At 67.3% G+C, this 23463-nt stretch carries 25 protein-coding genes, 1 tRNA gene and 1 pseudogene; 16 read left to right on the top strand and 11 right to left on the bottom strand.

Features of this window, described 5'->3' with window-relative positions:
• Positions 1-2: 2 nt before the first annotated feature.
• The gene (locus ACEL92_RS03615; RefSeq protein WP_374024275.1) at positions 3-1469 is read right to left on the bottom strand and encodes an aldehyde dehydrogenase; all 1467 of its coding nucleotides are present in this window, start codon (positions 1467-1469) and stop codon (positions 3-5) included.
• Between the two features lie 208 nt (positions 1470-1677).
• Between ACEL92_RS03615 and ACEL92_RS03610 the strand changes: the two genes are divergently transcribed.
• The 9 genes from ACEL92_RS03610 (at position 1678) to ACEL92_RS03570 (ending at position 10285) form a co-directional block, all read left to right on the top strand.
• Entirely contained in the window at positions 1678-2316 is a 639-nt protein-coding gene (locus ACEL92_RS03610; protein WP_374024274.1) for a TetR family transcriptional regulator, read from the top strand.
• Positions 2313-3530, top strand: a complete 1218-nt coding sequence (locus ACEL92_RS03605; protein WP_374024273.1) for a cytochrome P450 — start codon at positions 2313-2315, stop codon at positions 3528-3530. Before ACEL92_RS03610 ends, ACEL92_RS03605 begins: the two co-directional genes overlap by 4 nt.
• Positions 3531-4361, top strand: coding sequence for an SDR family oxidoreductase (locus tag ACEL92_RS03600; RefSeq protein ID WP_374024272.1), 831 nt, complete (start codon positions 3531-3533; stop codon positions 4359-4361). It abuts the gene before it with no gap.
• Positions 4354-5724 (top strand): cytochrome P450, encoded by a 1371-nt coding sequence (locus ACEL92_RS03595; protein WP_374024271.1) that lies wholly within the window; start codon positions 4354-4356, stop codon positions 5722-5724. Before ACEL92_RS03600 ends, ACEL92_RS03595 begins: the two co-directional genes overlap by 8 nt.
• 5 nt (positions 5725-5729) lie before the next feature.
• Positions 5730-5939: a ferredoxin gene (locus ACEL92_RS03590; protein ID WP_374024270.1), complete on the top strand. Its 210-nt coding sequence runs from the start codon at positions 5730-5732 to the stop codon at positions 5937-5939.
• 6 nt (positions 5940-5945) lie between these two features.
• Positions 5946-6491 (top strand): nuclear transport factor 2 family protein, encoded by a 546-nt coding sequence (locus ACEL92_RS03585; protein WP_374024269.1) that lies wholly within the window; start codon positions 5946-5948, stop codon positions 6489-6491.
• 152 nt (positions 6492-6643) lie between these two features.
• On the top strand, positions 6644-7771 hold the full coding sequence (locus tag ACEL92_RS03580) for an NDMA-dependent alcohol dehydrogenase (RefSeq protein WP_374024268.1): 1128 nt from the start codon (positions 6644-6646) through the stop codon (positions 7769-7771).
• 22 nt (positions 7772-7793) lie between these two features.
• A complete protein-coding gene (locus tag ACEL92_RS03575; protein WP_374024267.1) occupies positions 7794-9848 on the top strand; it encodes an FAD-dependent oxidoreductase in 2055 nt (684 codons plus the stop codon).
• Positions 9849-9865: 17 nt separating this feature from the next.
• On the top strand, positions 9866-10285 hold the full coding sequence (locus ACEL92_RS03570) for a ketosteroid isomerase family protein (protein ID WP_374024266.1): 420 nt from the start codon (positions 9866-9868) through the stop codon (positions 10283-10285).
• 12 nt (positions 10286-10297) lie between these two features.
• Here ACEL92_RS03570 and ACEL92_RS03565 read toward each other — a convergent pair whose 3' ends face one another.
• Positions 10298-10954 (bottom strand): dihydrofolate reductase family protein, encoded by a 657-nt coding sequence (locus ACEL92_RS03565; protein ID WP_374024265.1) that lies wholly within the window; start codon positions 10952-10954, stop codon positions 10298-10300.
• A 147-nt stretch (positions 10955-11101) separates the two neighbouring features.
• Here ACEL92_RS03565 and ACEL92_RS03560 point away from each other — a divergent pair, with 147 nt between their 5' ends.
• Positions 11102-11506, top strand: a complete 405-nt coding sequence (locus ACEL92_RS03560; protein ID WP_374024264.1) for an HIT family protein — start codon at positions 11102-11104, stop codon at positions 11504-11506.
• Here the strand turns inward: ACEL92_RS03560 and ACEL92_RS03555 are convergent.
• Both ACEL92_RS03555 and phoP read right to left on the bottom strand, forming a co-directional pair.
• A pseudogene (locus tag ACEL92_RS03555) lies at positions 11478-12936 on the bottom strand (sensor histidine kinase). The gene ACEL92_RS03560 and the pseudogene ACEL92_RS03555 overlap by 29 nt on opposite strands.
• A gap of 40 nt (positions 12937-12976) precedes the next feature.
• The gene (phoP, locus tag ACEL92_RS03550) at positions 12977-13696 is read right to left on the bottom strand and encodes a two-component system response regulator PhoP (RefSeq protein WP_374024263.1); all 720 of its coding nucleotides are present in this window, start codon (positions 13694-13696) and stop codon (positions 12977-12979) included.
• 155 nt (positions 13697-13851) lie between these two features.
• Between phoP and ACEL92_RS03545 the strand changes: the two genes are divergently transcribed.
• Both ACEL92_RS03545 and ACEL92_RS03540 read left to right on the top strand, forming a co-directional pair.
• Positions 13852-14568, top strand: a complete 717-nt coding sequence (locus ACEL92_RS03545; protein ID WP_374024262.1) for a hypothetical protein — start codon at positions 13852-13854, stop codon at positions 14566-14568.
• Between the two features lie 28 nt (positions 14569-14596).
• Positions 14597-14668 (top strand) — tRNA-Thr (locus ACEL92_RS03540).
• 126 nt (positions 14669-14794) lie between these two features.
• On the opposite strand, the gene ACEL92_RS03535 is transcribed toward ACEL92_RS03540, so the two are convergent.
• Positions 14795-15403, bottom strand: coding sequence for an LGFP repeat-containing protein (locus tag ACEL92_RS03535; protein WP_374024261.1), 609 nt, complete (start codon positions 15401-15403; stop codon positions 14795-14797).
• Positions 15404-15632: 229 nt separating this feature from the next.
• On the opposite strand from ACEL92_RS03535, the gene ACEL92_RS03530 reads away from it, so the two are divergent.
• A complete protein-coding gene (locus tag ACEL92_RS03530) occupies positions 15633-16427 on the top strand; it encodes a DUF4383 domain-containing protein (protein WP_374024260.1) in 795 nt (264 codons plus the stop codon).
• A 133-nt stretch (positions 16428-16560) separates the two neighbouring features.
• Here ACEL92_RS03530 and ACEL92_RS03525 read toward each other — a convergent pair whose 3' ends face one another.
• Entirely contained in the window at positions 16561-17364 is an 804-nt protein-coding gene (locus ACEL92_RS03525) for a DUF732 domain-containing protein (RefSeq protein ID WP_374024259.1), read from the bottom strand.
• A 262-nt stretch (positions 17365-17626) separates the two neighbouring features.
• Here ACEL92_RS03525 and ACEL92_RS03520 point away from each other — a divergent pair, with 262 nt between their 5' ends.
• The 3 genes from ACEL92_RS03520 to ACEL92_RS03510 all read left to right on the top strand — a co-directional run bounded on the left by ACEL92_RS03520 (position 17627) and on the right by ACEL92_RS03510 (position 19769).
• Positions 17627-17830, top strand: a complete 204-nt coding sequence (locus ACEL92_RS03520) for a cold-shock protein (RefSeq protein ID WP_374026067.1) — start codon at positions 17627-17629, stop codon at positions 17828-17830.
• Positions 17831-18071: 241 nt separating this feature from the next.
• A complete protein-coding gene (locus ACEL92_RS03515; protein WP_374024258.1) occupies positions 18072-18209 on the top strand; it encodes a hypothetical protein in 138 nt (45 codons plus the stop codon).
• 666 nt (positions 18210-18875) lie between these two features.
• Positions 18876-19769, top strand: coding sequence for a transglycosylase SLT domain-containing protein (locus ACEL92_RS03510; protein ID WP_374026066.1), 894 nt, complete (start codon positions 18876-18878; stop codon positions 19767-19769).
• A gap of 10 nt (positions 19770-19779) precedes the next feature.
• Here ACEL92_RS03510 and ACEL92_RS03505 read toward each other — a convergent pair whose 3' ends face one another.
• From ACEL92_RS03505 to ACEL92_RS03485, 5 genes are all read right to left on the bottom strand, one after another.
• A complete protein-coding gene (locus ACEL92_RS03505; protein WP_374024257.1) occupies positions 19780-20019 on the bottom strand; it encodes a hypothetical protein in 240 nt (79 codons plus the stop codon).
• Between the two features lie 79 nt (positions 20020-20098).
• Positions 20099-21106, bottom strand: coding sequence for an MAP_0585 family protein (locus tag ACEL92_RS03500; protein WP_374026065.1), 1008 nt, complete (start codon positions 21104-21106; stop codon positions 20099-20101).
• A 40-nt stretch (positions 21107-21146) separates the two neighbouring features.
• Positions 21147-21614 carry a lipoprotein LpqH gene (locus ACEL92_RS03495; protein ID WP_374024256.1) on the bottom strand — a complete coding sequence of 156 codons (468 nt, stop codon included), beginning with the start codon at positions 21612-21614 and terminating at the stop codon, positions 21147-21149.
• A gap of 144 nt (positions 21615-21758) precedes the next feature.
• Positions 21759-22433 (bottom strand): trypsin, encoded by a 675-nt coding sequence (locus tag ACEL92_RS03490; protein ID WP_374024255.1) that lies wholly within the window; start codon positions 22431-22433, stop codon positions 21759-21761.
• 133 nt (positions 22434-22566) lie between these two features.
• Complete coding sequence (locus ACEL92_RS03485) at positions 22567-23433, bottom strand: alpha/beta fold hydrolase (protein ID WP_374026064.1); 867 nt, start codon at positions 23431-23433, stop codon at positions 22567-22569.
• Positions 23434-23463 lie beyond the last annotated feature (30 nt).

Below are 23463 nucleotides of genomic sequence, written 5' to 3'. Positions count from 1 at the left end.
GGTTAAATCGCCGTCGCGATGGTCTTGATCTCCAGGTATTCCTCGAAGCCGGCCACACCCATCTCGCGACCGTTTCCGGACTGCTTGTAACCGCCGAAGGGTGCGTCGGCCGAATACCACACGCCGCCGTTGACGTTGATCGTGCCCGCGCGGACCCGCGCGGCGACCCGGGCCGCCCTGTCCGGATCGGCGCCGAAGACGGTGCCCGACAACCCGTATGGCGAGTCGTTGGCAATGCGGACCGCGTCGTCGTCGCCGTCGTGCGGGATCACCGTCAGGACGGGGCCGAAGATCTCCTCGCGTGCGCAGCGCGCGTCGTTGCCCAGCCCGGCGATCACCGTGGGTTCGATGAAGAAACCGACGTCCCGGTCGGCCGGCCGCCCGCCGCCGCAGGCGAACGTCCCGCCCTCCGCAATGGCCGAGTCGAGGTAACCCTGTATCCGGTCCCGCTGGCGCGCCGAAATCACTGGCCCGCAGATGGTTCCGGGATCGGTGGGGTCGCCCGCCTTGATGCCGGCCATCGTGGCGGCCGCTATGGCGACGGCCTCGTCATACTTCGCTCGCGGCACCACCAGCCGGGTGGTGATGGCGCACCCCTGCCCGGCGTGCATGCACACCGAGAAACCGGCCATGCTCACCGCACCGCTCAAGTCGGCGTCGTCGAGGACGATGAACGCCGACTTGCCGCCCAGCTCGAGGAACACTTTCTTGATGGTCGCGGCGCCGTCGGCCATCACGCTGCGGCCCGTGGCGGTGGACCCGGTGAACGAAATCATGTCCACCCGAGGGTCTTTGGCCAGCAACGCGCCAACGCTGTGGTCGCTGGACGTCACGATGTTGATCACACCGGGCGGAAAGTCGGTGTGTTCGGCGATGAGTTCGCCGAGCACGGCGGCACACCACGGGGTGTCGGGCGCCGGCTTCAGGACGACGGTGTTGCCGGCGGCCAGCGCGGGTCCGATCTTGGCGAGGTTGATCTGGTGGGGGAAGTTCCACGGGGTGATTGCGCCGACGACGCCGACGGCCTCCCGGGCGATCGTGCGTCGGGTGGGGATGCCCATCGGTGACGCCTCGCCGAGATCCCGGTTGTATTCGTAGGATTCGGCGGTGTCCGCCGCGAACGCCAGGTCGTTAACGGGCGCTTCGAGCTGGGCGATCGAGGTGAGCATCCGGGGCGCGCCGACCTCGGCGATGGTCAGGTCGCGCAGCTCTTCGAGGTGCCGCTGCATCGCCTCGCGCAGCTGACGCACGCAGCGCACCCGCAGCTCGATGTCGCGCGACCAGTCCGTCTCGTCGAATGCGCGCCGGGCGGCATCGATGGCGCGGCCCATGTCGTCGGCGTCGGCGTCGGCCGCGGCCCCCAGAACTTCCTCGGTCGCCGGATTGATCGTCGGGAAAGTGCCGGCACTGCCGGGCGACATCTTGCCGTCGATGAAAAGTGCACTCACGCCGTCGGCCAGCAAGGCCATCTCCCGCTCCCGTCTATGCGGCCAATCGCGTACGCGGATCGAATGGACAGTTGTCCGATATCGTCCGACCGAACCATAGCCGCCGCGCCGTCTGCGGTGCAAGGGCCGATCTCGCCGTCGGCGGTTGCACCGCGGAAATGAGCACCTTAACCAGCCTTTTCACCGATCGCGCTTGCTTCCGGTGTTGTCGGTCCGATAGCTTGGACATGTGTCCAGCGATGCACTGGTGACGATCACGTCTCAGGCCGAGCGACAGAGCGGTCCACCGGCCCGCAACCGCCGCCAGGAGGAGACGTTCCGCAAGGTGCTCGCCGCCGGCATCGAGACGCTGCGGGAGAAGTCGTACGCGGACCTCACGGTGCGCGCGGTCGCGGCCCGCGCCAAAGTCGCCCCCGCCACCGCGTACACGTACTTCTCGTCGAAGAACCATCTGATCGCCGAGGTCTACCTCGACCTGGTGCGGCAGGTCCCCTACTTCACCGACGTCAACGACCCGATGCCCAACCGCGTCGAACAGGTGTTGCGCCACCTGGCCCTGGTGGTCGCCGACGAACCCGAGGTCAGCGCCGCCTGCACGACGGCGTTGCTCAGCGGCGGCGCCGAGCCCGCGGTGGCCGCAGCGCGCGACCGGATCGGCGCCGAGATCCACCGCCGCATCACGTCCGCCATGGGCCCCGACGCCGACCCCACCGCCGTTTCCGCGCTGGAGATGTCCTTCTTCGGGGCGCTCGTGCAGGCCGGCAGCGGCGAATTCACCTACCGCGAGATTGCCGACCGGCTGGCCTACGTGGTGCGGCTGATCCTCACCGGCGCCGGAGAGACAAGCCAGGAGACGAGCACCGAATGACCGTTCATGTTGGCGACCACGAGCTGATCCTCGATCCCTACGACTACGACTTCCACGAAGATCCGTACCCGTACTACAAGCGACTCCGCGATGAGGCCCCGCTGTATCGCAATCACGACCTGAAGTTCTGGGCGCTGTCGCGGCACCAGGACGTACTGCAGGGATTCCGCAACAGCGCGACGCTGTCCAACAAGTACGGCGTCTCGTTGGATCCGGCATCGCGCGGCCCGCACGCGTCCAAGACGATGTCGTTCTTGGCGATGGACGACCCCGCTCATCTGCGGCTACGGACCCTGGTGTCAAAAGGGTTCACACCCAGAAGGATTCGAGAACTCGAGCCGCGCGTCACCGAGATCGCCACCCAGCACCTCGACGCCATGCTGGAAAGGGCGAAGGACGGCACGGTCGACTACGTCGACGAATTCGCCGGGAAGCTGCCGATGGACGTCATCTCCGAGTTGATGGGCGTTCCCGAGCCGGATCGGGTCCAGGTCCGGGCCTGGGCCGACGGGGTGATGCACCGCGACGAGGGTGTCACCGACGTGCCGCCGGAGGCGGTCGAGGCCTCCATCAACCTGATCGTCTACTACCAGGCCATGGTGGCCGAGCGGCGCAAGAAGCTGACGGACGACCTGACCTCGGCGCTGCTGGAGGCCGAGATCGACGGCGACCGCCTCACCGACGACGAAGTGCTCGGTTTCATGTTCCTGATGGTGATCGCCGGAAACGAGACGACCACCAAACTGCTTGCCAATGCTGCCTTCTGGGGGCACAAGAATCCGGACCAATTGACGCCGGTCTATGCCGACCTTTCCCTGGTGCCGCAATGGGTCGAGGAGACCTTGCGCTACGACACCTCCAGCCAGATCCTGGCCCGCACCGTGTCCGGAGAGCTCACCCTGTACGACACCACCATCCCAGAGGGCGACGTCCTGCTGCTGCTGCCCGGTTCTGGGCATCGCGACGAGCGCGTCTTCGACAACCCCGACGACTACCGGATTGGACGCGAAATCGGGCCCAAACTCTTGAGTTTCGGCAGTGGCGCACACTTCTGCCTCGGCGCGCATCTGGCGCGGATGGAAGCCCGGGTTGCGCTCACCGAGTTGTTCAAGCGAATCCGCGGATACGAGGTGGACGAGGCCAACGCCGTCCGCGTCCACTCCAGCAATGTCCGCGGATTCGCTCACCTACCGATGACCGTGGAGGTCCGCTGAATGCCCCGCTTCGACCCCCTGCCCGAACGACGGCCGGCCATCGTGGCCGGCGCCTCCTCCGGTATCGGGGAGGCCACCGCCATCGAGCTCGCGGCGCACGGCTTTCCGGTCGCGCTCGGCGCCCGCCGGGTGGAGAAGCTCAACGACATCGTCGGCAAGATCAACGCCGAAGGCGGCGAGGCGGTCGGGTTCCATCTGGACGTCACGGACCCCAACTCAGTGAAATCCTTTGTCGCACAGTCCATCGACGCGCTCGGTGACATCGAGGTGCTGGTGGCCGGCGCGGGCGACACCTACTTCGGCAAGCTCGCCGAGATCACAACCGACGAATTCGAGTCACAGCTGCAGATTCACCTGGTCGGCGCCAACCGGCTGGCCGCCGCGGTGCTGCCAGGCATGCTGGAGCGGCAGCGCGGCGATTTGATCTTCGTCGGCTCCGACGTCGCCCTGCGCCAGCGGCCCCACATGGGCGCCTACGGCGCGGCCAAGGCCGCGCTCGTCGCCATGGTCACCAACTTCCAGATGGAGCTCGAGGGCACGGGGGTGCGGGCCTCGATCGTGCACCCCGGACCGACGAAGACTTCGATGGGCTGGAGCCTGCCGGCCGACAAGATCGGCCCGGCCCTGGAGGACTGGGCCAAATGGGGCCAGGCCCGCCATGACTACTTCCTGCGCGCGGCGGACTTGGCGCGCGCCATCACGTTCGTCGCCGAAACCCCGCGCGGTGGCTTCATCGCCAACATGGAGCTTCAGCCCGAAGCCCCGCTGGCCGACAAGAAAGATCGCCAAAAGCTCGCACTCGGCGAAGAAGGGATGCCAGGACATGGCTGACGCAACCACGGCGAACACCGCCGTCGTGCCCCGGGTTTCCGGCGGCGAGGAAGAGCACGGTCACCTCGAGGAATTCCGCACCGACCCAATCGGTTTGATGAAGCGCGTCCGGGAGGAATGCGGCGACGTCGGCTGGTTCCAGCTGGTCGACAAACACGTCATCCTGCTGTCCGGCGCCCAGGCCAATGAATTCTTCTTTCGCTCCGCCGACGAGGACCTCGACCAGGCCGCGGCGTATCCGTTCATGGCGCCGATCTTCGGCAAGGGCGTGGTGTTCGATGCGAGCCCGGAGCGGCGCAAGGAGATGCTGCACAACTCGGCGCTGCGCGGCGAGCAGATGAAGGGCCACGCCGCGACCATCGAGGCTCAGGTCAAGGGGATGATCGCCGACTGGGGCGACGAGGGCGAGATCGAGCTGCTCGACTTCTTCTCCGAGCTGACCATTTACACCTCGACGGCCTGCCTGATCGGCGTCAAGTTCCGCAACCAGCTCGACCACCGGTTCGCCGAGTACTACCACGAGCTGGAGCGCGGCACCGACCCGCTGTGCTACGTCGACCCCTACCTGCCGATCGAGAGCTTCAAGCGCCGCGACGAGGCCCGCGTGAAACTCGTTGCGCTGGTGCAGGAGATCATGAACGAGCGGCTGGCCAACCCGCCGAAGGACAAGGCCGACCGGGACATGCTCGACGTGCTGGTGTCGATCAAGGACGAGGAGGGCAAGCCGCGCTTCTCGGCCGACGAGGTCACCGGAATGTTCATCTCGCTGATGTTCGCGGGGCACCACACCAGTTCCGGGACCTCTGCGTGGACACTGATCGAGCTGATCCGCCACACGGATGTCTATGCCGAGGTGCTGGCCGAGCTCGACGAGCTCTACGCCGACGGGCAAGAGGTGAGTTTTCATGCGCTGCGGTCGATCCCGAAGCTGGACAACGTGGTCAAGGAGACCCTGCGGCTGCACCCCCCGCTGATCATCCTGATGCGCGTGGCGCAGGGCGAATTCGAGGTGCAGGGCTTCGGAATCCACAACGGCGACTTCGTCGCGGCGTCCCCGGCGATCTCGAACCGGATACCCGAGGACTTCCCCGACCCGGACGCGTTCAACCCCGACCGCTACAACAAGCCCGAGCAGGCCGACATCGTCAACCGGTGGACCTGGATTCCGTTCGGCGCCGGGCGACATCGCTGCGTCGGCGCCGCTTTCGCCCAGATGCAGATCAAAGCGATCTTCTCGGTTTTGTTGCGGGAGTACGAGTTCGAAATGGCACAGCCGGCCGACAGTTATCACAACGACCACTCCAAGATGGTCGTCCAGCTCGCCCGCCCGGCGAAGGTGCGCTACCGCAGGCGGAAAGCGTAAACAACATGGGTTTTCGAATCGAAGCGGATCTGGATCTCTGCCAGGGTCATGCGATGTGCGAACTGGAGGCGCCGGATTACTTCCGGGTGCCCAAGCGTGGCAAGGTCGAAATCCTTGATCCCGAGCCGCCCGAGGACGCCCGCGATGAAGTCGAACGCGCGGTCGACATGTGCCCAACGCATGCACTGTTCATCAAAGAAGACAAGGGAGGCTGACTCGAAATGTCTAAGGCGTCACGTGAGGAACTCGAGACATGGGTCGATCGCTGGCTGCAGGCCAACAAGGACTGCGAGAAGGCCGGTGACTGGCGGCCGTTGGCCGCCTTCTACGCCCAGGACGCCACCTATGGCTGGAACATCGGCCCCAAGGAAGACGTGATGTGCGTCGGCGTCGACGAGATCCGCGACATCGCCCTCGGCCTCGAGATGGAGGGCCTGGAGAACTGGGTGTACGAATACCAAAAGGTCCTCATCGACGAGAAGCAGGGTGAGATCGTCGGCTTCTGGAAGCAGATCGTCAACAAGTCAGACGGCACCCAGGACGAAATCTACGGCATCGGCGGCAGTTGGTTCCGCCTGAATGCCGACAACGTCATCGAGTGGCAGCGCGACTTCTTCGACTTCGGCCACGTCGCCAAGATGTTCGCGACCCTGATCGAGTCGGGCGATCTGTCCACCGGCATGCAGAAGCGAATCGAGCGCAGCATCGCCGGCGAGAAGTTGCCCGGCTACTACCCCCTCGGACAGGCTCCGGTACCCATCTGGTGACCTCCCGACCGGTTGGTGGTCCCCCCCTCTTTACAGCCCGGTGACGAAGGTCATAATGGTCTGCGAATGAGAACACGTTCTAACTTGCCGGCCGGCACCGGCCGGCCCCTTTCACCGATACTCGGGTCAGGGCATGCTGATGGAGGTCCTTCATGAAAACAAAAGGCGCACTGATCTGGGAGTTCAACCAGCCCTGGTCCATCGAGGAAATCGAGATCGGCGACCCGCAGGCGCACGAGGTCAAGATCCAGATGGAAGCGGCCGGGATGTGCCATTCGGATCACCATCTAGTTACCGGCGGCATCCCGATGGCCGGCTTCCCGGTGCTCGGCGGGCATGAGGGCGCCGGCATTGTCACCGAGGTCGGCCCGGGCGTCGAAGACATCGCCCCGGGTGACCACGTGGTGCTGTCGTTCATCCCGTCCTGCGGGCAGTGCGCGACCTGTCAGGCCGGCATGCGCAACCTGTGCGACCTGGGCGCCGGTCTGCTCGGTGGTGCCGCCGTCTCCGACGGCACCTTCCGCATCCAGGCGCGTGGCCAAAACGTCTTCCCCATGACGCTGCTGGGCACCTTCTCGCCGTACATGGTGGTGCACCGCAGCTCCGTGGTGAAGATCGACCCGTCCGTCCCGTTCGAGGTGGCCGCCCTGGTCGGCTGCGGCGTCACCACCGGCTACGGCTCGGCGGTCCGCACCGCCGACATCCGGCCGGGCCAGGACGTCGCCATCGTCGGCGTCGGCGGGGTCGGCATGGCCGCGCTGCAGGGCGCCGTCAACGCCGGTGCGCGCTACATCTTCGCGATCGACCCCGTCGAATGGAAGCGCGACCAGGCGCTGAAATTCGGTGCCACCCACGTGTATCCCGACATCAACGCGGCGCTGATGGGCATCATGGAGGTCACCTACGGCCTGATGGCCCATAAGGTCGTGGTCACGGTCGGTGAGCTGAAGGGCGCCGACATCGACAACTACCTCAACATCACCCAAAAGGGCGGCACCTGCGTGCTGACCGCCATCGGCAGCCTGCTGGACACCAACGTCAACCTGAACCTGGCGATGCTCACCCTGATGCAGAAGAACCTGCAGGGCACCATCTTCGGGGGCGGCAACCCGCAGTACGACATCCCGCAGCTGCTGTCGATGTACAAAGCCGGCAAGCTGAACCTGGACGACATGGTGACCACCCAATACCGCCTCGAGCAGATCAACGAGGGTTACCAGGACATGCTGGACGGCAAGAACATTCGCGGGGTCATCCGGTACACGGACGCCGACCGGTAACCTCCCACCCACTGAGTCGCGAGTGACCGGCTTCGGTCACCTGATGGCGCCGGGCCGAATCGGCGCCATGACGGTGCGCAACCGCCTCGTCATGTCTCCGATGGAGACCATGTACGGCACCCCCGAAGGGCTGCCCTCGCAGCGCACCCGCGACTATTTCGCCGCCCGCGCCAGGGGCGGCGTCGGCCTGATCACGGTGGGCGCCACCGGCATCGACCGTCAACACCCCGAGACGCCCGGCGGCCTGCACCTGGCCACCGACGAGGCGGTCGACGCGCATCGGGCCCTGGTGGACGTCGCGCACGAGCACGGAGCCAAGATCCAGCCGCAGATCGTGCATGCCGGCCCCGACGGCCTGGGTCCCGAAATCTTCGGGGTCACGTCATTGGGACCGTCGGTGATCCCGTCCTACCTCACCGGGCGCCCGTCGGTCGAGATCAGCAGGCAACAGCTGTGCGATGTGTTCGATCTGTTCAAGGCCGCGGCGCGGCGGTCCGTCGAGGCCGGCTACGACGGCATCGAGCTGCACGCCGCGCACGGCTACATGCTGCTGGGCTCCTTCCTTGCCCCGCAACGCAATCGGCGCACCGATGACTATCGCGGCGATTCGGCGCGCGGCAGGGCGCGGGTGGTGCTGGAGGCGCTGGCCGCGATCCGCTCCGAGATCGGTGACGCGGTGCCGATCACGTTGCGCATCTCGGGCTACGAACGGGTCGCGGGTGGGCGGCCCATCTTCGAGACGGCGCAGCTGGCACCGGACTTCGTGGCGGCCGGCGTCGACGCGTTCCACGTCAGCGGCGGGGTCATCGATCGGTTGGTGACCGGGATGGTCAACGGCGCCGACGACGGTGACGAGCTCAACGTCGGGGCCGCGGCCGCGGTCAAGCAGGTGGTCGACGTGCCGGTGATCGCCGTCGGCCGCATCCACGACCCGGCGCGCGCTGAACGGATCCTGGCCGACGGGCGCGCGGATTTCATCGCCATGGGGCGTCCCCTGTTGGCCGACCCCGACCTGCCGCGCAAGGTGCGCGACGGGCAGGCACACCGCGTCCGCAAGTGCATCTCTTGCGAAAACTGCATCGACGCAATGGAACAGCGTTTCTCGGTCGACTGTGCCGTCAATCCGCGTACCGGCAAAGAACGCGAACTGGCCGCGGCTCCCGCCGCGCGCGTCAAGCGCGTGGTGGTGATCGGCGGCGGACCGGCCGGGTTGGAGGCCGCGCGCGTCGCGGCCCAACGCGGTCACCGCGTCACTCTTTTCGAACGCGGCGCCGCGCTGGGCGGGGCGCTGCGCTGGGCGTCGGTCCTGCATCCGGAGAACCACCCGTTCCTGCGCTACCTGCGCGACGAGATCAACCTCAGCGGCGCGGAAGTCCGCCTGGGCCGGGCGGTTTCGGCCAAAGACGTGGTCGATGCCGGTCCCGACGCGGTGGTCGTGGCGACCGGCGGCCGGGTGGCCGTGCCGGCGATCCCAGGCTCCGACCTGCCACACGTGTACACCGGACCCGGATTGGGCGAATCACTCGGTGGCCAAGCCCAACCCGGCGCTCCCACCTGGCAGCGGCTCGCGGCTACCGCGGTCGGCGGCTGGCGGCAGCGGCTGCTGCGACCCGCCGCGGTCCGGCTGGCCAGCCGCGCCTGGATGCCGGTCGGGCGTCGAGTCGCGATCATCGGCGGCGACTTGGTCGCCCTGGAATTGGCGGAATTCCTGGCGGGCCGAGGCCGGCTGGTGTCGATACTCGAATCAGGCAAGGACATCGCCCCGGAAGTGGGCCACAAACGCAAGACCGAACACATGGATCGCCTCGACCGGCTCGGCGTCACCGTGCACGTCCGGGCAATCGTGGAACGGATCACCGGCGACGCGGTGGTGTTCACGCCCGCGGCGGGCACCAGCCGGCAGCTCCGAGCCGACACCGTCGTGTTGGCCGGCACGGTCGAGGCCGACACCACTCTGTTCGACGCGCTGGTCGCCGCTCTGCCCGGCGCCCCAGTGCACGCCGCCGGTGACTGCACCGGCCTGGGACTGATCCGCAAGGCAACCGAGGAAGGCGCCCGCGCCGCGTGCGCAATCTAGTGACAGGAGAGATCACCATGACCCAAACCGCTCAATCCCCGGCGCTAACCGCCTCGCAGTCGTCGTGGCGCTGCGCGCAAGCCAAAGACCGGGACGGCTGGCTGGCGCTGATGACCGACGACGTCGTCATCGAGGACCCGATCGGCAAGTCCGTCACCAACCCCGACGGCACCGGCGTGCGCGGCAAAACAGCCGTCGGCGAGTTCTTCGACAACAACATCGCCAAGAATCAGCTGACCATCACGTGTGAAGAGACTTTCCCGTCCAGCTCACCCGACGAGATCGCCCATATTCTGGTGCTGCAGAGCAAGTTTGAGGGCGGTGTCACGAGCAAGGTGCGCGGCGTGTTCACCTATAAGGTCAACGACGAGGGGCTGATCACCAACATGCGCGGGTACTGGAACCTCGACGTCATGGAGTTCGGCAAGCAGGAGTGAACGGCGGTTCGGTCAGCGGCGCCTGAAGATCAGATGCGTGACGCCGCTCGCGCTGGTGACCGACTCCACCGCGAATCGCTGCTGGAAGTCCTCAAGCCCCTCCCACAACGACTCCCCCCGTCCCAAGACGATGGGCACCAACACGACGTGCAGGTGGTCCACCAGGTCGGCGGCGATGAATTGACGGACGGTCGAAGGGCCCCCGCCGAGGCGAATGTCTCGATCCCCCGCCACCTTTCGGGCCAGCCGGACGGCCTGCGGGGGATCGGCGTCGACGAAGTGAAAGGTGGTGCCGCCGTCCATCTCGATCGGCCCCCGGGGGTGGTGGGTGAGCACGAAGACCGGGGTGTGAAAGGGCGGCTCGGCGCCCCACCATCCTTTCCACTCTTCACCGCCAGCCTGGCTTGTCCAGGGGCCGCGCTGCGGCCCAAACTTGTTGCGCCCCATGATTTCGGCACCGATGCCCGGGGCCCATTGGCTGGCCAGCGCGTCGTCGACGCCGGTAGTGCCACCCGACTCGCCGTGCATCGCTTTGAAGGTGCGGGTCCTGAAGAACCACTCATGTAACCGGCCGCCGGCGTGCCCGAAAGGTGCATCCAGGCTTTGACCACTACCAGTGGCAAAGCCGTCGAGGGAAACCGAGAAGTTGTGCACGCGCACCTGTGACATGGTGAAGCTCCTGAGTGATTAACCGGGTCGACGATCCTTGACAGGACTGACCGTCGGCGCGCGTCGAACTCATCGCCCAGGTTGCCGCCACGGTCGTGAGGCCGACCAGGACCATGGCGAAAAGTTCGACTTCCCTATGCTGGGGCCATGGCGTCGATCTTCACCAAGATCATCAACCGAGAGCTACCCGGCCGCTTCGTCTACGAGGACGACGACGTCGTCGCGTTCTTGACGATCGAGCCCATGACCCAGGGCCACACGCTGGTAGTGCCGCGGGCCGAAATCGATCAGTGGCAGGACGTCGACAGCGAGACCTTCGGCCGGATCATGGCCGTCAGTCAGCTCATCGGCAAGGCCGTGTGCAAGGCCTTCAAGACCGAACGCGCGGGGGTGATCATCGCCGGGCTCGAGGTACCGCACCTGCACGTGCATGTCTTTCCCACTCGGCGCCTGAGCGACTTCGGGTTCGCCAACGTCGACCGCAACCCGTCACCGGAATCCTTGGATGAGGCTCAGGCCAAGATCAAGGCGGCGCTGGCTCAATTGGCGTGAACTGGCTCCTGGGCCGGCACCTCGCTGACGCGCGGCAGCGTGACGCGGAAGCAGCAACCCTCCCCGGGCGAGGTCGTCACCCTGACGTTGCCGCCGTGCGCGCGCACCAGTGAGTCGACGATCGACAGCCCAAGCCCGGTGCCACCGCTGGCGCGCGCCCGCGACGAGTCGGTGCGATAGAACCGCTCGAACACCCGTGAGGCATCCTGCTCGGTCATGCCGGGCCCCTTGTCGGCGACTTCGAGCACCGCGTCGGCGCCCTTGGTGCCGACTCGAACGGTGACGTCGGCGTTCTCCGGGGTGTGCTGCAAGGCGTTGGCGACCAAATTGCTCAGCACTTGCCGGATCCGCGGTTCGTCGCCCAGCACCTCCGGGGTGCCCGGGCCGTCGAGCACCTCCATGGTGATGGTCCGTTTCGGATCCATCGCCTGCGCGTCGTGGACGGCGTCGCTGGCCAGCGCGAGCAGGTCGACCCGGTTGTGCTCGAGCGGCCGCTGCACATCGAGGCGGGCCAACAACAGCAGGTCCTCGACCAGCAGACCCATTCGGCTGGCTTCACTTTCGATCCGGGACAGCAACATGGCGACGTCTCGCGCGGCGCCTTGGCGATACAACTCCGCGAAGCCCCGGATGGTCGTCAGCGGGGTCCGCAGCTCGTGACTGGCATCGGTGATGAACCGTCGCATCCGCTCCTCGGAGCCCCGGGCCTTCTCGGCCGACGACTCCGACGACGCGAGCGCCTGCTGGATCTGCGCGAGCATCCCGTTCAGGGCCTGTGACAGGCGACCCACCTCGGTGCGCGGATCGCGTTCGGGCACGCGGCGATCCAGCTGGCCGGCGGCGATCGCCGCGGCGGTCTGCTCGACCTCGGACAGCGGCCGCAGGCTGCGCTGCACCACCGCGAAGCCGGCGATGCCGACCACGACCAGCACCGCGACCCCGATGCCGATCTGCAGCCAGACGAGGGAGCTGACCGTGTGTTGGACGTCGGAGAGGTCGATCGCGACGGTCGTCAGGCCGTGCGGGCCGCGCACCGACACAGCGCGCCACTGGATGTCGGACCCGTTGACCGAGGGCAGCGTGGTCGGGTAGGGGCCCACGTCGTTGTTGGGCGGAAGCGCCGGTTCGGCGTTGCGGTCGTTGATCGCGGTGAACGGGGTGCCGTCGGTGCCGACACCGCGCACGTAGAACTTCGACGGCGGGCGCGCCGGGTCCGGGCCCTCGTAGGGCGGCGGAGACTGTCGCCGCGGGGCCTGCGCCCAGCCCCGGGACGCGTCGAGCAGAGTTTGATCGATACGGGCGACCAGGCTGTGCCGCAGGATCGACGTGACCGCGATGCCCGAGACCGCCAGGCCGCAGGCCACCAGCACCAGGGTGGCGGCGACCAGCCCTACCCGGAGCGGCAACCCACGTCGAACCTGTGTGGCCATGTGCGTGAATCCTCGCTAACGCTGACGACCGAGGACGGGCTCAGCGCGGTTCCCGCAGCACATAACCGACTCCGCGCAACGTATGCAGCAGCCGCTTCTCGCCGGTGTCGATCTTGCGCCGCAGGTACGACACGTAGGACTCGACGACATTCACGTCACCTCCGAAGTCGTATCGCCAGACGTGATCGAGGATCTTGGGCTTGCTCAACACGGTGCCCGCGTTGATCACAAAGTAACGCAGCAACGTGAATTCGGTCGGCGACAGCGAGACCGGTTCGCCGGCCTTCCACACTTCGTGGGTCTCCTCGTCGAGTTCGATATCGGCGAACGTCAGGCGGGCGCTGCGGGGCTCTGCGCCGCCCTTGCCGGCCCGCCGGAGGATGACCCGCAACCGGGCGACCACCTCTTCCAGGCTGAACGGCTTGGTCACGTAGTCGTCGCCGCCGAGGGTGAGACCGGCGATCTTGTCCTGCAACGAATCCCGGGCAGTGAGGAACAGCGCCGGGGCGTCGATGCCGTCGGCGCGCAGGCGCCGCAAGACCCCGAACCCGTCCATGCCCGGCATCATCACGTCGAGGATCACCGCGTCGGGACGTGCCTCACGTGCCCGGTCCAGCGCCTGGGCCCCGTTGCTCGCGGTGTAGACCTCGAAACCCTGGAATTTGAGGCTCACTGAGAGTAACTCGACGATGTTGGCCTCGTCGTCGACCACGAGGACGCGAGCCTCCGGTTTCGTTTCGTTTGGGGATGGCGCGGTCATTGGTTCTTCGCCCCTTAGTTAAAGGTTTCCTGTGCAAAAATTGTGTGTTTGCTGGAAGCTCAGTGCCAACACTCTGATAGTAGTCTGCCAGGAATCATCGCATTGGCTTGGACCTGCGCCGGATGGCACGATCGCGTCGCTAATAGACTCGTGGGATGAATCTCGCCGCACGGATCGTCGCGACCGCGACCGCCCCGGCACGCGTCGGACTTGCCGCCGCGGATGCCAGCCTGACCGTCGCGAGCGCCGCGGTCGGTGTGGCGAAACGGGCTTTGGGTGACGGTGGGACCGCCGGATCGACCGCCGTGACCTCGATGTTCGGAATCGACGACGCGATCGTTCGCGCCAACCGGCTCGCCCGGCTGCTGGACGACGACGCGCCCCTCGGGCGGGCGGTGGCGCCGGACGGGCCGATCGACCGGCTGCTGCGTCCGGGCGGGGTGGTCGACATGTTGACGTCGGAGGGCGGTCTGCTCGACCGCCTGACCGCCGAGGGCGGCGGGTTACACCGCACCCTGCAGCCCGGCGGTCTGGCCGATCAGCTCCTCGCCGAGGACGGGTTGATCGAGCGGCTGCTGGCGGAGGATGGCCTGGCCGATCGGCTGCTCAGCGAGGGCGGCCTGGTCGACAAACTCACGGCGAGGAATGGACCGCTCGACCAGCTCGCGGACGTCGCCGACACCCTGGCGCGGCTGACGCCCGGGATGGAAGCGCTGGAGCCCGCGATCGCCACGCTGCAGGACGCCGTCGTCGCGCTGACCATGGTGGTCAACCCGCTGAGCAACATCGCCGACCGCATCCCGCTGCCGGGCCGGCGGCGTCCCGCGTCCCGGTCGGTGCGCTCCACGCGTGTGATCGACACCGGCGAGTGACCGATTAGGCTTGGACCGGTTTGATCCCGCCTCCTTAGCTCAGTGGTAGAGCACTCGCCTTGTAAGCGAGCGGTCGTCAGTTCAATCCTGACAGGGGGCTCCCACTTTCGGTTCCCGTATCGCCGAGGCTTTTCCGTCGGCGATCTCACCTTGTACGTCAGGCGCGGGTCGCGGCAAGCCGTCCAGTCGCCCGCTCCCCGCGCCGACGATTTTCAGTGGCGCGCCGCTACAGCCCGGACGGTACGACCTTGCCGTTTACCGTCACTTCGACCTCGCCGGTCGTCGGATTCCATTGGATCTTGCCGTGCTCGAATTCCGACACGAGCAGATCTCCGACGCCGTTCACGTCGCTGGTGGGGACGCCCAGCGGACCCGCCGAACCGTTGGTGCCGGTGACCGAGGGCACGCCGGCGGGGTCGCGGGGGACATTCCAGGCCTCCCGGATCTTGCCCAGGATGATGTATGCGGGCGTGCCGGTCGCGCCGTTCTTGGCGGTGATCGCGCCGCCCTGGAACTGCTGGAATACCACGCCGCTCTCCCGTGTGCCCGCGTTGCGGTCACCCGTCAGCGGCTTGCCGAGAGCCTTCTTCTGGTCCTCGGTCGCCGATGAGTACTTGGCGGCGATCGGCCCGGTCAGCGTCACCTCCACATCTCGCTCGCCGAGGAGCTTCACCTCGGTGGGCGGCGCTGGGGCTTGCGAGGTGGAAGTGGTATTCGCCCGTTCCTGAGGCTGTGGCGACGCACCGACGCTCTTGCCATTACTGCAGCCGACAGTGATCAGCGCGATGGCGGCCAGTGCGACGACTGACGCGTGGCGGTACCTGATCATTCTCATAAGCTTTCCCCTACTCGCGTGTTCCTATGGGCCAGGTTGCGGGTCCGAACGAACTTACGACCCGGTCATACACGGCGAGTCAGAGGCCCCGAGTCACGATCACCGGCGCTCGACGCCGCCCATGCCGCGTTGGCCGGCGGGGCGACACACCTCAGGCGAACCTGCTTCGTGCCGGCCGCAGTGGGTAGCCGATGTGATAGCGGTTGGTGTTCAGGGTGGAGGTCGCGCGATGCCAGTTACGGCGGGGCCGGTCCCGGGGGCGACGTCGGGTTTGCGCAGGGTCCCGATGGACCCCGGGCGTTTCCATAGCGGGCGTTGGTTCCTGCTCGCCGAGGGCCTGCTGGTGTCGGCGTTCGGCGTCGCGGGGCTGGTGTCGGCAGCCCTTCATCCGCCCGCCGGCCCGACCGGCGCGCCGGTTCTGGGCCTGGCATCAACGCCGGCGCAAAGCGCTGTACTGCTGGGGCTTGGGGTGGCGGCCAGCGCGGCCGCCGGCCGACGCCGCGCCGCGATCACCGTCACCGCGGTGAGTGCGGTGGCATACACGCTGTTGCTGTTTTTCAGCAGTGTCGCCACCGCGCGTGCACGGCTCACGCCGTTTGGCTTCCACGCGGCCGACATCGTCCTGCACGGTGTCCTGGCGGCGGTCAACTTCGCCCTGCTGATGTGGTTCATTCCCGACGAGTTGGGAGACGAGGTCTGGGCGCCGCGGCGGGGACGCGACCGCGGTCGCGGGCAGGCCCACCAAGCGGACCGCAAGCCGGGGGCTTCGCCACCGGCGCCACCGTCGCCAGGGGCGCCCGCGCAGCCGATTCCATCCGAGCGCTCGGTGGCAGAGGCAACCCGTCCCCCGTCGAGCAGCGCAGCAACGGTCGAGCCCGTGGCCCCTCACGACGAAAATTCCAGACAGTCGACCCACCTCGCCGCCCGGGCGACGGGTCCGCTCCCATCCCGCAGCATTGTGCCCGTGGTGGCGGCGGTCCTGGCGGCCGCCGTCGGCGTCATCGTGTGGTTACGCCGCCGCTGAGACGGTCTTCGTGTGATCCGGTGGACCTCCGGATTTGGGGTTGATCGGGAGTCGTCAGATTCCGGCGCAGATATGGACGAACGGGATCGGCACGCAGATGCTGGCCGGGCAGCCTGCCCGCCGGGAGTGGGGGTCAGGGGTGGCCCGGCAGGTCTCCCAGATCCCCCTGGATGCCTTGTAGATCCCCTTGAATGCCTCGCAACTTTCCCTCGATCGCCTGCAGATCGGAGAGGACGCTCTGATAGGCCGGCTGCATCTCATCCGGCGTTGCGGGTTGAGATCTGGGGCAGTACGCGACGATGGCACCGGCGGTCACTTGCGCGCTCTGGTTTGCATCCCATATCGAGGACCGCTGCACGAACGCCACCGCATCGGCGAAATTGGGTTGGTGCGCCAGGAAGTCACAGACGGCGTGCCCCTGGGTCATGACGTATTCCTGGCTGGGAAACGGTACGCCTTCATGCTTCAAAGCGGCGATGAACGCCATGTCGGCGATCTCGATCCGCGGGGCGGGTGCCGTCGGCGCGATGCGACTGGGCGGCGCAGCCGCCGACGGCGGCGCCGCCGCCGACGGCGCCGTTTCGGTCGGCTGCGCCGATGAATCCCGTTGGTGGACCGCGAACATCACCACCACCGCGGCCACGACGGCCGCCAGCGAGAGCGGCAACGCCGCGAGGACACCCAAGCGGCGCCGCACACCCAGGCGCGCGCGGAGCTTGGTGCCGGACTTGTGAGCACCCCGGGCGTCGGCGACGATCGCGCCGTCAGGCACACTTCCCGTGTTGGGGACGGACGACGTCCCCGCGCTGTGAGCTAGGAGCTCATCGAGCAGTTCGTCGATCTCTCGGGACGACGGCTGACCGCCGCGCTCGCGGACCGATCGACGCCCGAGAGCGATGCGCCGCAATTCTGAATCGATCGTCTCGCGGTCGCGCATATCACCAGTCTGAGAGCGTCACGACAATGGCACAAGTCCCGGAACCTGGCGACGCCTCGAGCACCGGCGAGGCCGCCCCAACGCCCTCGAACGTCCGCCGACATGGGCTGGCCGCTTCCCCCCGGCAGCTTCGCCCGCCAGCGCTCTCGCACGATATGAAAAACCTTATGCTGCATCGGATTACACGTGGCCGATGCCGGGCATGCTACGCTGCCCGGGGATGCCCGTCGGCATCCGTTCGAAAATGAGAGAAGTTGAAGGTATGACACAGGGAACTGTGAAATGGTTTAACAGCGAAAAGGGCTTCGGCTTCATCGCTCCGGACGGCGGCGCAGCAGATGTGTTCGTCCACTACTCGGAGATCCAGGGGAGCGGTTACCGATCCCTCGAGGAGAACCAGAGGGTTGAGTTCAGCATCGAGCAGGGGACCAAGGGTCCGCAGGCGGTCGGAGTAACCGCCGTTTAGCGCGAGTCCTACTCGAAGTGGGCTGGTGGGTGCTTTCCCGCCAGCCCACAGCGCGTTAAGGGGCTAGGTCGGAAGGCGATCAAGCGGCGCGGTCTCCGGGGCGCGTGTAGATTGGTGGCAGCGGTTTTGTACGCGCCGCCCCGCAGCCATTTCCTGTGCAGATGAGCGCAGCTACGAATCGATCCCCCTTCGCTCCACAGACTCGTGTCGGGCCGAAGCCAAACCAAGAGGACCACGGTTTATGACATCATCCGATCTCTTTTCGCATCGCTACGAGCCCGAGGTCGTGTCACACGCCGCCGGTGACGCGGAACCGGTGCAGAACCCGATCTTCTCCGATGGACCTAAGAAGGATTCCGCCTCCACGGCGCAATCCTGATTGGCCAGCCCCGGATAGGTTCAGCCCGCCAGTTTCGTTCTTGCACAGCAGTTTCGGCGTCTCCCGCCGCCGCACTACTGACCCGGAGGAGGCGGTCCGTCCGGCGGAGGCGGTCCGTCCGGCGGGGGCGGTGGTCCGTCCGGCGGAGGCGGTCCGTCCGGCGCGGGCGGTGGTCCGTCCGGCGGGGGCGGCGGAGCCGGTGCCTGATGCGAGCAGTCGGGCACGTAAATCAACGTACGCCCGACCATCGTCCAACCGATCGCGCACCCCGGCGGCAGTTGGGGGAGCGTCTCGGGTACAGCGACCAGTGCGGTCATCGTTGCCGCGATCATCGCCGGAAGCATGAGGCGCGGGACGCGCTTCATCACTGCCCGGCCCGAAGCCCGGCCAGCTCGTTTCGCGAATGATTCAGCCGGTGCGTCAGGCATGCAACTTTTCCACTCTGCCGGGAAGCCGATCCTCAAGTGTGAAATGGCGTGGCGCTGGTCGCAAGTTGAAGCTTTCGCGGCCAAATTCGCCGGCCGGCACCGCGCCGAACGTATCGGTCAACGCATTGATGTCACCCGGTCGGATGCGGAAGACTGGTCAGCGCAATCGACGGAAGTGACCACTGTGAACTGGAACCGGGTAGTCGCTGCGTCCGCGGCGCCGCTGCTGGGTGCGATCATGTTTGCACTCGTCGGCTGCTCGGTGTCGACGGCGAAGCCGGTCGCCACTTCGGCAACCACGGCGACCGCGGCACCTGTCGGGTCCAGAACCGTTGCGGCAGCGCCGAATCCACCCCTCGGCGCGCAGCCCCAACTGGCATCGGACCCGGCTCAGCTGGCCGACAATCTCGTCGCCGACGAGCGCACGCTGCGGGACCCGTCGACGCCGGAACCGGCATTGGTGGCCGCGGCGCACCGCGAACAGGCCGCCTATCGTGCCATCGCGCGGCACCCCGAATGGGACTCGGTCACGCGCTTGCGCATCCCCGCGGAGCTAACCGACGTCTACGACCGCAACCTCGATGCGCGGCGCCAACTCCAGGCGATGACGGCGGCGAAAGACACGCTGCCCGCCTGGCGGATCGAGCCCCCCGTTCCCGCCGACGAACTGATGAACGATTACCACGCGGCTGAAGCGGAGACGGGGGTCGGCTGGAACTACCTGGCCGCGATCAACCTGGTCGAGACCCGATTCGGCAGCATCAACGGCGTGAGCACCGCGGGCGCGCAGGGACCGATGCAGTTCCTGCCGTCGACATTCGCCGCCTACGGCCAGGGCGGTGACGTCCACTCCCCGCGTGACAGCATTATGGCGGCGGGCCGCTTTCTGGCCGCCAATGGCTTCGCCAACGACCCTGCCCGCGCGATCTACGGCTACAACCACGCCCACCAATATGTCCAGGCCGTCGACCAGTACGCCGCCCTGATCGCCAATGATCCCGCCGCCTTCCCCACCTACTATCGGTGGGACGTCTATTACGTCACCACCGCCGGGGACGTGTTGCTACCGATCGGATACGAGGCGGCGTCCCCGATCCCGGTCGAGGACTACCTGGCGACCCATCCGCAGTAACCGCATCGGCCTACAGGTACTTCAGGGCGATGTCCTGCAGGTGCGACCGCACGTCTTGACCCGTGGCCTTCTCCAACCTGATCCCGAGCTCGCCCGCGAGGTTGACGAAGCCCATCAGCAGCATGATTTCGCCGTCGGGCTCGTCGATGACGTTCTCGACGAGGCGGTTCCAGGCGAATTCGTTGCCGCTGTCCGATGTCCACGCCGTCATCACGTCGATGGCGCGGCGGACGTTCTCTCGCACATCCATTCCCGGAGCCTGCCATGGCCCCCGGATCGCCGCCCGCCGACGGGCGCACTCACTGAGCCGAGTGCGCCCGTCAGACCGGTCAGTAGAGCGGAACCCAAACTCCCATGTACCAGAAGCCCCAGCCACCGAACTGCCAGTTGAAGACGGGGATGGCGGTGTAGCTGTCGTACTGGAATGGCCCGAAATCGACCTGCGCGACGGCGACGTCACGCGGCGGCCCGGACCACGGGCGGTTCCAGCCACCCGGAGGCGGCGGACCGTCCCAGCCCCCGGGCGGGGGCGCGCCCACCCAGTGTGGCGGTGGGTGGCCGGGCGCCGGACCGTCGTTCCAACCGTGACCGCGCGGGGGCGGCGGGGGCGGCGCCCCGTGGTCCACGATGCTGAAGCCCGCCCGCGCGTCGCCGGGTCCGCCGACTTGGGCGTTGCCGCTGACGTACGTCCCGCGCGGAACGTAGGGCTGGTGCGGAGGCTGCGTGCTCGGCGGGTTGAGCGCCTGCCTGCCCTGCGGCGGCGGCGGATTGTGACCGTTCGCCGGCGCGTTGGGCTGTCCGCCCGGGCCGTTCTGGCCTTGGTCGCCCGGCTGGTTGGCCGGACCGCCCTGCTGCGGGTTCGGCCCGTGATCGTTGGGCCCCGGCCCATTCTGCCCGCCCTGGGGCGGGTTGTTCGGGCCGCCCTGCTGCGGGTTCGGCCCGTGATCGTTGGGCTCCGGCCCGTTCTGCCCGCCCTGGGGCGGGTTGCCCGGCCCGCCTTGGGGCGGGTTGTTTGGCCCGCCTTGGGGCGGGTTGTTCGGCCCACCCTGCGGGGGATTCTGTCCATGCCCGCCCGGGGGCGGGTTGTTCTGCCCGCCCGGCGCTCCACCGGGTCCGCTCTGCGGGCCGCCGGGACCACCACCATGCTGCCCGCCGGGGCCGCCGGGGTTTCCCCCGCCACCGCCGCCGCCGGGATTGCCCCCGCCACCGCCGCCGTGGCAACCAGGGCACGGCGGCGGGGGGTCGAGCGGGGCCGCGAAGGCCGGGCCCGCGTTCATAGTCACCGCGGAGAAGCTCAAACCCGCCGCGAACGCCGCCGCACTGACGACACGTTTCATAGACATAGCTGCGTCCCCTCTTGGGTGTCGATCGCCTGCACTACGGGCATGTCACGTCCAACTCGAAAGACTTGGTCACCTGCTGCGGTTGCTGCGGGTTGCTCATGTCGAGCCCGGTCGCGGTGCCCTTGATTGCGTAGGTCTTCCCGTTCACCGCGGCCCCGGCGTTGCCACCCTGGTTGGGAGCCGCGTCGGAGAAGCCGAGCGTGATGCCGTTGACGCTGCCGAGCCCGACCGAGTGCACGATGGGCGGGTTGGCGTTGCTGACAACCGCGCCGACGCCGGCCGTCGGGTCGCCGATGCCGATGTTGGTGTTGTCCCCCGCCGGGGTGCAGGTGACCTGGCCGCTCACGTTTTGCGCCTGACCGTCGACGATCACCTGTGGGCCGGACGCTGCGGGCGTCGACGAGCCCGAGGATCCGGTGCTTGACTTGTTGCTCGAACAGCCGGCGCATGCCGCGGCCACCACGGCCACGCCCGCCACGCCGACGACAATCCCACGCTTCACTACTGCTCTCCTTCGTGTCGCTGGTGTCGCACTGCACAACTCATTGGCTTCGTCAACGTAGCGAGGCCTCACCGACGTCGCGGGCTGCGGGGTACCCGGTACCCCGCAGCCGTAAACGCGGTGTTAAATGCCCTGGGTCATCCCTCAAGGGAGGACGTGCAATCCCCACCTGCCCAGCAGTGGATCGACGAGTGTGAAGTCGGTCGTGTAGTCGTCACCATCGGGTGAAGACATCAGCAGGCCTACCGCGCTTACGGTGCCGTCGGGGTTCTTGACGAAACCCGGGCTGCCGCTGTCACCGTTGAGGCTGAACACGCTGGCCGTCACCACGCCATCCTCTACGTGTTTGACGAAACCACAGGTTTCACCGGTAACCGAGCCAAGTTTGCAAAACGGCATACCTTCACGAATCTGGTTCTGGTTCAACACATCCCGAACCACGTACCTGCCGCCGACGTCGCCCGACGGTGCACCCACGCCCGGGTCGAGGAGGATGATCGCGGCGTCCCGCGTTTCGCCCTCCTTCTCGCTGGCGGTAATCCTCCCCAGCGGAACGTCGCTCCCGTATGTCCACAACGAACCATCGTGGGCGTCGCAATGGCCGCTGGTCATCAGGTAGTAACTGCCGTCATTGCCCTGAGCCGCGAAACCGGCTGTGCACGAGCTATTTTCATCTTCGACCTTGCTGCCCGGCGTCACGCGGGCGTCCGCACGCGCCGGGTTCGCCAGCGCCGTCGCGGCGACGATCACAGCACCGACCAAGCCCAACCCTCGCAACCACCGCATGGCCGCCGCCTCTCTTGAAGTGTCGGGCAGCATGTTAACAGCGCCAGCGGGTTTCGGCCCCCTGGCCACTCCGCGGAGACCGGTGGCGACGCCGCACCGTATTGGTGTGGACGACAACAGCCATTGAAGCCTTGTGCGGCAACACGTTTCGTTTGGCAGCCGACGGTCAGGCGCCGACATGCCGGGCGAGGAAGCCCAGCACGGCGTCGGCGAAGATGTCGTTGCGATCGCCGGCGACCATGTGCCCGGCACCGCGGACGTCGGTGAACTCGACCTGCGGGAAGCGCTGCAAAAATTCGTCGGCCCGTTCCTGGCTGACGAGGTCACTCATCTGGCCGCGGATCAACAGCATCGGCACGCCGCCGCGCAGGATCGCGTCGACCGCCGCGTGCATCCGATCGGGGTCGGTGACCTCGAACGGCGGGAAGGCGGCGGTCCCGCTGATGAACTGGGGATCCCAATGCCAATACCAGCGATCGCCGCGACGGCGCAGGTTCGTGGTCAGCCCGTCCAGGTCGGTCGGCCTCGGCCGGTGCGGGTTGTACTCGGCGATCGCGTCGGCGACCTCGTCGAGGGAGGCGAAGCCCGATTCCACCCGCTCGGACATGAAGGCGTGGATCCGATTGGCGCCGGACTCGTCCATGTTCGGGACGATGTCGACCAGAACGACCGCGCTGGCGATTCCCGGCGCGATCTCGCCCGCCAGCAGCATCGAGGTGAACCCGCCCAAAGAGGCGCCGACCAATACCGGCTGCGGCGGCAGCGTGCTCAGGACCTCCTGGACGTCACCGGCGAAGCTGACGACGCGGTAGTCGCCCTCGTCGGACCAATCGGATTCGCCGTGGCCGCGCAGGTCGACGGTGACGGCTTGCCAGCCACGCTGGGCGACGGCGGCAGCGGCCTTGCCCCACGAGCGGCGGGTCTGTCCGCCGCCGTGCAGGAACACCACGGCCCGCGCGTCAGGATCACCCAGTCGGTCCGCGACGATGCGGACGCCGCCGGGCCCCTGGATCGAAAACGGTTCGACTGCCATCGGCATCAGGTGATACTAAGCCGCCCCCAT

Origin of the sequence: Mycobacterium hainanense (assembly GCF_041890355.1) — a bacterium.
Classification (GTDB): Bacteria; Actinomycetota; Actinomycetes; order Mycobacteriales; family Mycobacteriaceae; genus Mycobacterium; species Mycobacterium hainanense.
The sequence above is the reverse complement of the archived record's forward strand: the minus strand, read 5'-3'. Positions and strand labels throughout refer to the sequence as shown.